11 protein-coding genes are annotated in these 13276 nt (G+C 50.4%); 1 reads left to right on the plus strand and 10 read right to left on the minus strand.

Features of this window, described 5'->3' with window-relative positions:
- Positions 1–9: 9 nt before the first annotated feature.
- Together JOD20_RS09680 and JOD20_RS09685 are read right to left on the minus strand one after the other, a co-directional pair.
- Positions 10–789 (minus strand): anti-sigma factor, encoded by a 780-nt coding sequence (locus tag JOD20_RS09680; protein WP_204755075.1) that lies wholly within the window; start codon positions 787–789, stop codon positions 10–12.
- Entirely contained in the window at positions 782–1402 is a 621-nt protein-coding gene (locus JOD20_RS09685; protein WP_204755076.1) for a sigma-70 family RNA polymerase sigma factor, read from the minus strand. The genes JOD20_RS09680 and JOD20_RS09685 overlap by 8 nt, the downstream gene beginning before the upstream one ends.
- Positions 1403–2117: 715 nt before the next feature.
- Here JOD20_RS09685 and JOD20_RS09690 point away from each other — a divergent pair.
- Positions 2118–4133: an RICIN domain-containing protein gene (locus JOD20_RS09690; protein WP_204755077.1), complete on the plus strand. Its 2016-nt coding sequence runs from the start codon at positions 2118–2120 to the stop codon at positions 4131–4133.
- A gap of 265 nt (positions 4134–4398) precedes the next feature.
- On the opposite strand, the gene aroF is transcribed toward JOD20_RS09690, so the two are convergent.
- The 8 genes from aroF to JOD20_RS09730 form a co-directional block, all read right to left on the minus strand.
- Entirely contained in the window at positions 4399–5424 is a 1026-nt protein-coding gene (gene aroF, locus JOD20_RS09695; protein WP_204755078.1) for a 3-deoxy-7-phosphoheptulonate synthase, read from the minus strand.
- A 72-nt stretch (positions 5425–5496) separates the two neighbouring features.
- On the minus strand, positions 5497–5901 hold the full coding sequence (aroH, locus tag JOD20_RS09700) for a chorismate mutase (RefSeq protein ID WP_110513347.1): 405 nt from the start codon (positions 5899–5901) through the stop codon (positions 5497–5499).
- Positions 5902–6496: 595 nt separating this feature from the next.
- Positions 6497–8050 carry a type III PLP-dependent enzyme domain-containing protein gene (locus JOD20_RS09705; RefSeq protein WP_204755079.1) on the minus strand — a complete coding sequence of 518 codons (1554 nt, stop codon included), beginning with the start codon at positions 8048–8050 and terminating at the stop codon, positions 6497–6499.
- A 600-nt stretch (positions 8051–8650) separates the two neighbouring features.
- On the minus strand, positions 8651–9811 hold the full coding sequence (locus JOD20_RS09710; protein ID WP_204755080.1) for a sensor histidine kinase: 1161 nt from the start codon (positions 9809–9811) through the stop codon (positions 8651–8653).
- A 17-nt stretch (positions 9812–9828) separates the two neighbouring features.
- Entirely contained in the window at positions 9829–10218 is a 390-nt protein-coding gene (locus tag JOD20_RS09715) for a DUF2721 domain-containing protein (protein WP_110513344.1), read from the minus strand.
- A gap of 165 nt (positions 10219–10383) precedes the next feature.
- On the minus strand, positions 10384–11169 hold the full coding sequence (locus JOD20_RS09720; RefSeq protein WP_110513343.1) for a hypothetical protein: 786 nt from the start codon (positions 11167–11169) through the stop codon (positions 10384–10386).
- Between the two features lie 11 nt (positions 11170–11180).
- Positions 11181–11786: a hypothetical protein gene (locus tag JOD20_RS09725; RefSeq protein WP_204755081.1), complete on the minus strand. Its 606-nt coding sequence runs from the start codon at positions 11784–11786 to the stop codon at positions 11181–11183.
- A gap of 42 nt (positions 11787–11828) precedes the next feature.
- Positions 11829–13103 carry a WXG100 family type VII secretion target gene (locus JOD20_RS09730; RefSeq protein ID WP_204755082.1) on the minus strand — a complete coding sequence of 425 codons (1275 nt, stop codon included), beginning with the start codon at positions 13101–13103 and terminating at the stop codon, positions 11829–11831.
- Positions 13104–13276 lie beyond the last annotated feature (173 nt).

Below are 13276 nucleotides of genomic sequence, written 5' to 3' on the forward strand. Positions count from 1 at the left end.
CTAGTTATTTTAGGCATCGATGGTGCCGACCGCCAGCGGATTTGAGGTTGGCTGCTGGCTCCCGCCAGCTGGCTCGACCGTAATCCCGAGCAAGTTTTCAGCTCCCGTCGAAGGCAAACGCTCAATCCAAATCAAGGCATCGCCACTGGTATTAACATCAAATACTTCCATACTTTGCGGCGTGCCATCGGCAATTAGCCAGAGTTGATAACTTTGGTTGGCTGCCAAGGGCGGCAAATGGCTGGCGCTGAGATAGCTTTGGCCAGTTTGGGGATTGACGATAATATTGATTGAGCCGCCAGCCATGCCCGTGCCAGTATCGGCCAAAGGCACTAATTGCGTGCCCGATTTGGCAAGCAGCTCAGTTAATTGTTGATTTTCGGCAATCAATGGCTGCAAACTAGCAACTTCATTTTGCAATTGCCAGATGCGCCCGCCCAAGCCAGCCAAAAGCACCAGAAAAATAGTGAGAGCGGTTGCAATTAAATAGTAGCGCCGACTAAACAGGCTAGCCAGCCACGATTGACGCTTGGCAGGCTTGGGCGTTGGCTTACTTGCCACCACATTTGAGGGCTTGGCTAAACGCTCGCAAAACCGCTCATAGGCCCCTTCAGGCGGCTCACGTTGCTCGACGCTCCAGCGCAAAGCTTGGGCAACTTGTTGATATTGAGAATAACGTTGTTGCGCTTGGCTATTTGAGGCCAAATAATCCTCAACCTCTGCTGCCTCATCAGCAGGCAAAGCACCAAGTGCATACAATTCGATAAGTTCATCACGATGGTCAGTCATTGAATACCCCTGTTTTGGAGAGAACGGCACGCAGCCGCTCCATGCCCCGACGAATGCGGGTTTTGACCGTCCCTAAAGGTTCACCTGTTGTTGCGGCAATCTCCAAGTGGCTCAAACCACGAAAAAATGCCAATTCAATTGCTTGTTGTTGGGATTCGGGCAAACTACGCAAGGCATCACGAACCTTCCCAGCTTGTTCATGCTGGATGGCTTGATCGGTCATATCAGGTTGGTTTGGGTCGGAAATGAGGCCGAGCATGAGTTCACTGGCTTCAGCATCGACAGCTTGAGGCCGCCGGCTGCGTTTGCGAACTGCATCAATCGCGACGTGATGGGTCATCCCTAAAACCCATGAGCCAAAACGACCTCGTTGTGCGTCGAAGCTCCCTGAATAGCGCCAAACTCGTTCGAGAACATCTTGCATCACTTCTTCGGCATCGGCTTCGTTGCCTAAAATCCGCAGTGCCAACGAAAAAATGGGTCGTGCATAACGCTCATACAATGTTTCTAAGGCTTGGGTGTTGCCTGCGGCTAGCTGCGCAGCCAACGCTAAATCAGCCTGATCACCCGATGCCACGGCCCGTGCCGTCTGAGAAGCTGGTTGATTTGCCACTGAAATCCTTTCTTATCTTATGTTCGTCATCCAACAAAAAATGGATGCGATGGGTCATAAAGATAATCAGTATGCATCCAGACTAATTGATTTTGACGTATAGCTATCATCCAAACCATTTGTGCTTGCACAACCCTTTTAGCTGCCCTCAATAATTAAATAAGTTTTGATTTTGTTAATCATTACGTTAATTTAATTATTTGATGTTAACATTTGTAATTAAATGAATCTTTTTACAAATGAGAACGTTCACATGCAACGATTAATCAGTAATCGCTTAATCACAGCAACTGTTGATTAATCATCGCAAGCAATGAGTAATAATGCTTGCTGAGGTAGCAGATTAATCGGCTGGTAGAATAGTGGCTCGTTAAGCAAAAGCTACGCCACCAAATCCACAAATATGCAAGGATCTACGTTAATCTGGTTCAATTCGGATGTTGCTATCAGGAAGGATACAATTGGTGGGCGGTGCAAGGAGTGATCAGGCGTGATTGCCCACTAAGGCTTGATGAATTTCCAATCTATCCGCCGCAATTCTAGCGATTCCCCGCAATTTCTGCAAGTGCCACTTTGCGCCTGCGCTGCCCCTATTTCAGCATTGCTGTACTTCTTGGCCTAAACTGCTCCAATCTAGCTTCTTTTAGTCATTGAAATAAGCGATCAAGCCTAGCTATGATTATTAAAATTATTTAATTAATCAGGAGTTATGCTGATGGATCTAAAGTATCGTCATTGGCGGCTAGGGCTGCTGATCAGTTGCCTTGGCAGCATGCTGTTGGCTGGCTCGCTGAGCCAAGCATCATCCGCCGCCGAGCCGCTTGCACTCAACGCCGAGGGCTACACCACCCGCAGTTTTGGCAGCGTCAGTTTTGAAGGCATCAGCTATCCCGTCCAAAGCAACGTCGCCAACGAGTATCTTCCCAGCACCACCCATTCGTACAGCGATTTGGGCAGCTATTATTTGGTCAATAGTGATTACAGCTTACCTAACGTGCCCAACATCACAACTGGCGTATTGTGGTCGACAGGCAACAAAAACCGTGGTTGGGCAATCAATAGCGAGTATGATATTCGGGCTTTGGTGCAAGCTAATGGAGGTTTGTACGCACCCTACCAGACCATGCCTGGCTATCAATTGGGGCCTTGGAATGCCAGCACGCCCTGTTGTGGCTGGACATTGCAGCGCAATACCACAGGCTTTTATATCCAAGCAGATGGCAAGGTGCGCGTGCCCAAAACCCCAGCCGCCGCCCAACAAACCTGGGATGCCAACCAAAGTCTGACCGCCATCAATACCACCAACGAAAGTATTGCCGTCACCGATGTGATGTTTCCTGGTGACGAGGATTATTACGCGGGCAACACCTATTTGCCGCGCTCAGCTGGTGTGCTAACCGCCAAATACAAACATTATGACAATCGCAATACCCACATTTATTGGGGCTTGAAGGGCCAGCATGTGCGCGATGTGGAAGATTGGGAAGCAGACGCACCTGGCGGTAGCAAACGCAAAATCTACACTGGTGGCTTCAAAATCGACGAAAGTGATAACGGCCAAGTTTGGGCTGGCATTTCGCATGGCAACGAATTTGTCGATCTCAATTTGCAGCCCAGCGTCAGCGCCCAGCAACTCTACAAAGTTGAGCTTTGGATTCAACGGCCAACGGGCATGGAATATTGGGGCGGCCTGAGTTATCAGCAGGGCGCTGATGGCAAATGGCGCGCGTTTGGCGATGGCAGCCACGTGACTAATTGGGGCAATGGCACGTTTGGCTTGGTGGCAACCGCCTATCGCAACCGCAACGAACGGATCTTGCTGGTCTATCGCGCCTTGCCTGGTGGCGATAATCCGCCAACTCCAACGCCGCCACCACCGCCACCAAGCAACGCCGCCTATTTCAACCTGATCAATCGCAGCAGCGGGCTATGTTTGGATGTTGACAATGCGAATAGCGCCGATGGCACCAAAGTGCAGCAATGGACATGCAACAACTCAAATGCCCAGCAATGGCAACTGCGGCTTGCAGAAAGCGGCTATTATCAACTGGTTTCGCGGGCAACTGGCAAATGTTTGGATCTGGCGGCGTGGAGCACTGCCGATGGTGGCATTGCCAATCAATGGGCCTGTGGTAGCAACCAAGCCAATCAGCAGTGGAATTTGCAAACCGTCAGCGATGGCTGGGTGCGAATCGCCAACCGCAACAGTGCCAAATATCTCTCAATCGTCTATGGCTCGGTCGAACCTGGCGCGGCGACCCATCAATGGCCTTGGCTGGGCAATCCCGACCAACAATGGCGACTTCAGCCAGTTGGCACGCTGCAGATTGCCAACAAAAACAGCAATAAATGTGTTGATGTCGCCAATAATAACAGCGCCGATGGCACGAATATTTTGCAATGGCCCTGTTACGCTGGGGCTGCGCAGCAATGGCAATTTCAGCATAGCGATAATGGCTATTACAAGCTGCGACACCCAAGCAGCGGTAAAATGCTCTCAGTTGCTGGCGATTCGAGCGCCGATGGAGCCAATATCCATCTCTGGGCGGAGGTCAGCAACCAAAGCCAACAATGGCGGCTTGAATTGCTCGACGATGGTTTTCTGCGTTTTGTTAATCGAGCAACGGGCAAAGTTATTGATGTAGCTGATGGCAGCAGCGCTGATAATGCCAATATCCAGCAATGGACATGGAATAGCAGCGCCGCCCAACGCTTCAAACTGACGAATTAGGAGTTTGTTAACCACGAAGGACACGAAGAACACGAAGAATTAATTACTTGGATTATTGTGTTTTTACAAAACCTAAGTATTCAACGAACCCAACATTCGTGCTTTTCGTGGTTAAATTTCATCCTTCAGCACGTTGTTAACCACGAAGAACACGAAGATGAATTAATTGAATTATTGTGCTTTTACAAAACCCAAAATATTCAACGAACCCAACATTCGTGCCCTTCGTGCTCTTCGTGGTTAAATTTCATCCTTCATCCCTTCGTTATGCAACTGCTAATTCTGGATCCAAGGCGGCGATCAAACGGCGAACTTGTTGCATCAATTGGGCAAAGTTGAGGTGGTTGAGTGATTGAGGGCCGTCGGATGAGGCGCGGTCGGGGTCGTGGTGAACTTCGATCATCAAGCCATCTGCACCAGCTGCCAAGCCTGCTAAGGCCATTGGCGCAACCAAGTACCATTTGCCAGTGCCATGGCTGGGGTCGGCAATTACTGGCAGGTGGGTGCGACGCTTGGCGACGGCCACAGCATTCAAATCGAGGGTGTTGCGGGTGGCGGTTTCGTAGGTGCGAATCCCACGTTCGCAGAGAATCACATTGCGATTGCCAGTTGCGAGGATGTATTCAGCGGCCAGCAACCATTCTTCGACGGTCGCTGAAGGCCCGCGCTTGACCATAATTGGCTTGCCAGTTTGGCCTGCTTCTTCCAAGAGGGCGAAATTTTGCATATTGCGAGCGCCAAGCTGAATAATATCGGTGTAGCGGGCAACCAATTCAACATCGCGGGTGTTGAGCGCTTCGGTGATGATCGGCAGGCCGGTTTCTTCGCGGGCTTGGGCCAAAATCTTCAAGCCCTCTTCGCCCAAACCACGGAAGGCGTACGGCGAGGTGCGTGGTTTGAACGCGCCACCGCGGAGGATGTTGGCTCCTGCTGCTTTGACCGCGTGAGCCGTGCTCAACAATTGCTCAGCGCTTTCAACGGAACAAGGGCCAGCCATCACGACTGGCGTACCGCCGCCAATTTCCAAATCGCCAACCCGAATCACCGTGTTATGTTGTTGGAACTCGCGGCCAGCCAGTTTGTAGGGGCGGGTGATGCGCAACGTGGTTTGCACGCCGCTCATTGATTGCAATTGTTCTTCCAAGCCAGCTGGGATTTTTGCGCCAACCACCCCAATCACAATTCGCTCTTCGCCTTCGGATAAATGGCCCTTGAGATTATTTTCAGCTAAGCGGGCCAAAACAGCGTCACGGTCGGTCAGATCAGCGTGCGATTTCATTACAACGATCATGGTCAAATGCCTCCAAATTGACAAACCCAAATACCAATACCAAATACCAAGGTGGACGGCTGGCAGCCAAATTTAGGCTGGTTGCCAGGTGGGCATGTTCAACAACGCTGTTGATTGAGCGCGCTCAGGGCGCAATTTGGCGGCATCGCCAAGATAGCAATGTATGATTTCGCTGGGTTTGCGGCTGGTATTCCACAACATCAGCACCCGAATACACATCGATAAACTGCCAGGCACATCCATTTCGTGGGCGCAAAGCATCGCCAAGTCGTTCCAACCAAGCTGGCGAGCGGCCAAGGCAGGGAATTGTGCGTTGAGATTGGAGGATGTGGTAAAAAAGACACATGCAACATCGTCAAGATCGATCTCGTTAGCCTGAACCATGGCCAACAACAACTCACTGGTTGCGGCGAGCACAGCCTCTGACGTATTTTCCACTGCCACCGTCGCACCGCGAACTCCACGACAAACGAGCATAGCATCCTCCAATTGAAGCACAACAAAAAGCGCGGAGCTTGTCGCTCCGCGCCGAAGGTTCTTCCAAAAATCAGTAAAGGTGTGTCTAATCCTTCGTAGGCAGCGACAACTCAATATGGCAGCTAAAGTAATAAAAATAGCTGCTAAAGAATGCATATGAGTTATAGCTGTTGAAAGATTGCATGGCTGACAAAACCTTGTGTCAATTACGATTGGCGCGAGCATACCACATTGCTCGCCATTTCGTCAAGTATCAATTTTGAGCAACAAACTTAACAATCTTGCGAAGGATGAAGGATGAGGTGTACTGGTTCATTGGGTTGGCAACGAGTGGCATGCCCTCACCCCCAGCCCCTCTCCCACTCAACGCGGGCGAGGGGAGCACGGGCCACGTGGTTCTCCCTCGCCTCAAGGATAAGGGAACTACTCTTGTTTGCATCAATCCTTGCCGAACGATCAAATTAAAGCCCCTCGCCCGTCGGACGGGAGAGGGGTTGGGGCGAGGGCTGATCCGCTATATTCTATGTTTTCCGATCCCCATTATCCAATCCCTGATCCCTATGCTCTATGCTCTATGTTCTATGCTCTATCCCCGCTAGGCACTTGCCGCAAAACGACTGGTGCGCAAGGTTGATGGCGCTTGGCGACGACGAGCAGCGCGTAATGGCCGCACAGGCAATTGCTCACTCACCACGGCAGTGCGCACTGGCAGCGGCTTGCGGGCTGGTTGCTCGATCGTGGCGATGCTATAGCCCAAGGCGCTCATTTGAGCCATCAAGTTTTGCGGTGCAATCTCGCGCATCACCAATTGATCGCCATCTTGCTCGATGATAATGCGGCGCATTTCTGGGTTCAAACAGTGGTGTGCGCCACCTTTGCCGCCAATCATGGCTTGGTATGCACCAACGCCACAAACCGCCAACACCATGCCTGCTTGGAATTCAGGCAACATCAAGGCTGGGCGATGCGAACGTGGATACAGATCGTCAGAATCGCAGGTGCGGCGGCCACCCAAACGCACTGCTTGCACCGCTGTATCCCAGCCATCCAAGGGCACAACCACAAATTCTTGATCAACAATCAAGGTATCTGGGGCCGAAACCATCAATGAGCCATTCAACAAATACCAAGGCTCAATTGCGCCAGCTTCTTTTACCCGACCAACTTCAATCAAATACAGATTGTGGTTGGCAACGGTGTAGCGGCCACATTCGGCGATGATCATGGGTGCTGCCACGCCATGTTCAGCACAAATTGCCTGGGTATTGGCCATCAAGTTGGTCAAAAAGCCAACATAATCAAATTGGAAATTCAAATCGTAGCCCGAGGTTGGCATGCCGCCGCCAAAATTAAACATCGTCAAGCTTGGGGTAGCACTGGCCAAAGCAGCATAGGCGTTGGCGGAACGCGCCAAACGGGCTTCCCATGCGGCAGCATCCTCAATTTGCGAGCCAACCATGGCGTGATAGACCACCAATTGATGGGCTGTTCCAGCCAAACGTTGAGCAACAAGCTGCATTTCTGCGGGCGTTAAGCCGAAGCGCTCTGCTCCAGCATGGTTGCGATCCACGACTTCAGGGGCGTGGCGCTCACGAACACCAAACAACATTGGTTCACGGCTGTGAGTCAACATATAATCAAGTTCATCGAGATCATCAAGCACTGTCACGACCCGTTCGTAGCCAGCGTGGCGCAAGGCCAAGATCCCATCGAGATACATCGGCTCTTTCGAGCCATTACAGAAGATATAGCGATCTTCGGAAAGCACGCCTTGCCGCCAGAGATGGTGGGCAATCACCACATCGGCAGCAGCCGAGGTTTCGTAGTGAGCACCAGCATTCAAGGCTGTACGCACCACTTCTTCCGAAAAATTGGCCTTGGTAGCATAGGCATACAAGAACGAGCCTGTATAGCCTGCTGCTGCCTGTGCGGCCATCGCATAATCAAGCATATTCTGCACCTGCGTCGTAATTTGCGGGCAGAACGAAACCTCAAGGGGCGCACCAAATTGCTCAACCAATGCACCCAGATCGACCGTATCGCCCAAGAGCAAGCGCTCATTGCGGCGCGTTAGAAAATCGGTCAAAGCCCCAGCACCCGAAAAGCCAAATGAATCATTCAGGTAGCCAGCATAGGTTTGCTCGATCAACTGGACATGTCCCTCCAAGCCGTGATAGCCACGACGATAGTGCTCAGCCACAACAGGGGACTGAGAGAACAAAGTACAATCAAAATTAGCGGTGTTCGTTCGTGTGTTTATTGACGGAGACTCCCAAGTGCATTGCCCATTTTTTGGGCATAAAAAAACCACGTGTCATGGCGACATTTGGCTTAAGCACTGGGCATAAAAAACCTGCCCAATTGTGGCAGGTGAGGAGATAGACAGAGAACCATTGCTAGTCTGCTAGCAAGATTTCAATACTCACCAACCTAAATTGAGGGAGGTTCAGCACAGCGCCGCGTAATTTGTCGCAGCGTGCAAAAATTCTGTCTACCGTTCATATAGCCTCGTTGAAAGCCCGCTCGGAAGTCAAAAACCAGCGCTCAAAACAATGTGATGCGCCCCAGAAAACAACCACCACTCATCGTTCCAATTGATGCAGCGACCTGCTGCCGATGAGCGCCGAGAAGGCACGGAAACCGTTGGTGAATTTTGATCACCGTTGCATATTTTAGCGTACTTTTGGTGCTTGTCAAATAAGAAATTTGTATAATTGTGCCCAACCAAATGTGTGATACTTGAATCGAGCTACATTGCCGTAACTGGAGCTAACTGAAATGCAGGCACAATCAATTGGAAACACGATCCTTGCCCTTGAATACTTTCAACCATAACATCGCCACCTAAAAGTTTAGCTAACGAACGGCTAATCGCCAACCCCAAACCTGTGCCGCCATAGCGAGCGGCGGTCGATTGCTCGGCCTGCACAAACGGTTGAAATAAATTAGCAACTTGCTCGCTGCTCATGCCGATGCCGCTATCGGCAATCTCGAAATGCAACCAATCGCCATCGCGCTTTGCCCGCAAGGTAATTGTGCCTTGTTGGGTAAATTTGGCTGCATTGCTCAATAAGTTAAGTAAGATTTGGCGCAGCTTTTGCACATCGCTGTGCATTAAACCCACATTCTCAGCAATATCCAGCACCAAACGATTGTTATTTTTGGCGATTTGCGGCTGGCAATATAGCACTAAATCATCGATTAGCTCATGAACATGAAAATCTTGGCCAAACAATTCCATGCGTCCGGCCTCAATTTTCGCCAAATCAAGCATATCATTGATTAGCCCCAACAAATGCACACCAGCATTGTGAATAACCTTCAGGTCTTGCTCGTAACTGGTTAATTGCTCAGCAGCAGCATCTTCTTGCAACAGCTCGCTATAGCCAATAATTGCATTCAGCGGCGTACGCAACTCGTGGCTCATCATGGCCAAAAATTGGCTTTTTGTGTGGTTTGCCAACTCTGCATCTTCTTTGGCAGCGAGCAGCGATTGCTCGATTTGCTTGCGTTGGCTAATTTCGTTGGCCAACAATTCGCGCTCACGCTCAAGCTCGCCAGTTTGGGCTTGAATCGTTGTGAGCAACGACCGCAACCAACCAATCATGCCAATCATCAGGCCGCTCATCAGCGCTGGCGGCCATAATGCGCGCAACTGCACCCACTCCATACCAGCCCAGCGCAGCATCCACAAGGTAATCGATAGGCCAATGACTGTCGCCGCCAAGCCTCTGCGCCAACCAAACGACCATGCAACCAAGCCAATCGGAATCAAGACAAATGCTCCAATCGTGCCACCAACTAAGCGATAAAGCCAAGGAAAGGTAAGCAAATAAATCACGACAATGATCAGAATTGTCGCAATTCGGTAGAGCTGATTGATCGATTGGTTAATTGTTTGGCGTTTCATACATACCAATTCTAGCCTTACTCATCAAGATCGGCAATTTCGAGGCTAAGCGCATCGATCGAAACCTGAATTTCGCGCAACGACAAGCCCAGCGAGGTCAACAATAGCAATAAACTGCCCCCAAAGGTCAATTTGCCCAAAAAGGCTTGGCCTGCAAACAACACAAACATACACAGTACGCAGAAGAAAAATGCTGCTACGCCGCAAATTTGCATGCTGCGAATAATCCCAATCCGATAGCGCAAATTTTCCAGTTGGCCACGAATCCGTGGGTCGCGATCAACTTTATAGCGGCCTTTGAGTTCGCGCATTAACGATGCAATTGAGAGAAAGCGATTGGTATAGGCCAAAAACAGCAACGAAATTGCTGGAAACAACAGCGCCGGAGTGGTAAACGTCAATTCCATAATGAGCCTGCTTTGATGCTAAATCGAACCTCATAACCAGTCAGTTTAGCACTTTTAGCGCAAGCAATTGGAAAAAGCAGCACAGCTTACAGCACGCGATTAATCACAATTAACGCCAAAACCGCCCATTCGGGCGAATGAGCGGCTTGGTACAGGCGAGCGAGCTTACGAAAGTGACTCATATAAGAGGCCGCCAAGCCCCATATAATCGATACCCTTCAGTTGATAGCGTTCAACCTCAAGGTCGGTTTGGGTCATCAAGAACGAGCCAAGTTCATTTTTGAACAAGGTATATTCGCGGGCCATGGCATGGCTGCCGCTATATTGAATTGTCACAAAAACCGTGGTTGTGGAGGGCAAGCTAAACATGCGCACCAACAACTCGGCTTCGGTTGGAGTTACACCGCTGCGTACCAACGTATCTGCTGATTGGGCGGTTTGGCCTTGTTCGGCCAATTGGCGGGCCATCACCAGTTTTTCGCGGCTAATATCGACGTGGAGGTTAACTGCTGCAGTATTGGCTGCATAATCGCTCAATTGAAACACCGTTTCGATCAAGCGGTCAAGATTGGGCATCTGCGCGAGGTTGTGAACTTCGGGGTTGATCACCGTATGCACGACCAAAAATTCATCGCGTACATGGCCAAAACCTTGAAGCACCACCCCATCTGCACGAGTATGATAAACCACCAGTGAGCGTTGTGGATACGCGCAACTTGCCACAACTCCAAGTAAATCTCGAACAATTAATAGTTGACCATTTTCATCGACCGCCGCAGCGTTGCGAGCACGGAGCGAATGTTCAGCCTGCAACAACTCCAAAGCGCGTTGATTCTCATCGGCGGTGGTCGCTTCGACACCCATCAAAGCCGGAGCTTTTAAGAGTGCACTAATTAACAGCAGTTCACTCCGTGAAAGTGTCACTGCGACCAAGGGTTGGGGGGTTGTCATGCCCTAATCTCCTACGGTACAACCGCAAAGGTACTGTCAATTGCAATAGGATTGGAATATTGCTGTTCCCATGCGTGGCCCGAAGCATTGCGATCATCGACTCCACGCTGGCGCGATTCACGGGTGTTCACCGCAATCCGTTGGATCGTTGACCATTGCGCTTGTTCATTCGGGGCGATGGGAATTACAAATGAACGCTGATTGAGATTACTAACTTTTAATGCCTCTAACCAGTTCGCTTGATTTGGTTCTTCCCGTTCAAATTCGATCGTGGTGAGTTCGCCATTAATCTCTGCATCGACTAAGCCCACGATCAGTCGATAACCATCAATTTCGAATAAAGCCGTTTGCAAAGGCGCATCGGGAAACTGGCGACTCAAGGCTAGCGAAAAGACTGCTGCGCCTGCATGAGGCTCAAGATAGGCCACGGTTGTGGGCTGGCCTGCTTGGGTTTGAGCCTGAATTAAGCTTAAACGCCGATACCGTGGGTTGTCACCCAACCACGGACTGATATCCAACGTGCCAATTGTCTGAATCGACTGTTCGTCGAGGCCGCTACGCACGGCCTCGGGAACAGCACTTGATCCACATCCAAAGAGTGATGCCAACAAACCCATTGCAAGCATCCTCCACCATACTCTGCACACAAGCTTCATGGGTTATTTCAGATATGGTGCAACTTCGGGATAGCTGTTTTTAATGATGCTAACCACGTCGTTGCTGGTCCAATAGGAGTTGTGATTGCTAATTGGGTTGCCCGCATTCGCATTGGTCGTAAAGTAGTTAATCCCTGGATCACGGAAGCCACGATCGGCACCGAGCACTCCAGGTACAACTAATGGCAACGACTTCGGCGCGAGAATCCCAGTCATCAACCCGGGCGTGATGAAATTGCGGCCTTCGTCGGAGCGAATCCATGGCTGGCCAATGTAATCGCCCTTGTCACTAATGCTGAGGAACTTGGCATGTTGCATTGCCCGATCAGCGTTCGCCACTGGCGACCCCATCGTGACCACCCCGGAAACATCAACGCCCATGTTATTTTCGAGCATTGGTGCAAGATTGCTAACAACCGCACCACCACCGCTATGACCAAGCAGCATCACCGATTGGCCAGGCAGCAATGGGTTGCGGGCAAGATCTTGCTTGATAAAGTTGTAGCTTTCTTGGGTATACTTGCCCTGATCTTGCATCGTATACTCTTGCACAACTTCGCTAACCCCAACGACGGTATTGAACAGCTGTGAGCCACCGTTGATCAGGCCTGCACCTGCACCAGTAACTTTGTTGATCGCGCCAGCACCCAAACCAGTCAGCCAATCAACTGGCGACAATAACCCACCATGATTGGTCCCTTTGAGGTCGGTTCCTTTCAGATCGGTCACATAGTTGGTGTTGTAGATAGCAGGCATCGCCTTAACTTGGCTTGGATCGTAGCCGTTGGCGGCTAACAAACGGGCCAGTTCTTGCGGGCCGCCACCTGGCGTACCATCAGCCTCGGTCGCATTAATCCCATTGACAATGTACATGCGTGGTGGTGGCAATTGGTTGCCAGCCGCCGAGCCTGCTGCAAAGCCTTGAGCCGCAGCGCTGAACGATGTCGACCCATTGCCTGCACTCGCGCCACCATCGCCAAACGTGATGACCTTCGAAGCTTCTTGTTCAGCTTGCTGAAACACGCTGCTAATTTGTTGGGTCACAGTTTGGGCTTCCCGCAATACACTGGTTAGACGTTGCATAACGGGAAAGATTTCCGACTGCATTTCGTTAAAAAATGCCTTGGCCGCATCACCCATCCATCCGCCATTTGCTAAGCTATCATAGCTCTGGCGAATCTGGCTGTTGATTTGATCAACTACCTCCGATTGCTTGCCAAACCGACTTGCAACTTGAGTGAGTTGGTCATACTGAGCTTGAACGATTTCAGCTCCCATGCCAATACTCCTTAAAAGTGCGCTTCAACCCCTGGAATATTCTTACTCTCGTAGACCGAATGTGGGGTAAAAAACCGAAATGTAGCAGTATCATCGTATAAAAACAGACTTACGTCAAGATCTTTCTTAATAAAAAGCTCGAATCTAGCACCTAGCTAGTTAGTTATTGTTAA

It is taken from the genome of Herpetosiphon giganteus, from assembly GCF_016907925.1.
GTDB lineage: Bacteria > Chloroflexota > Chloroflexia > Chloroflexales > Herpetosiphonaceae > Herpetosiphon > Herpetosiphon giganteus.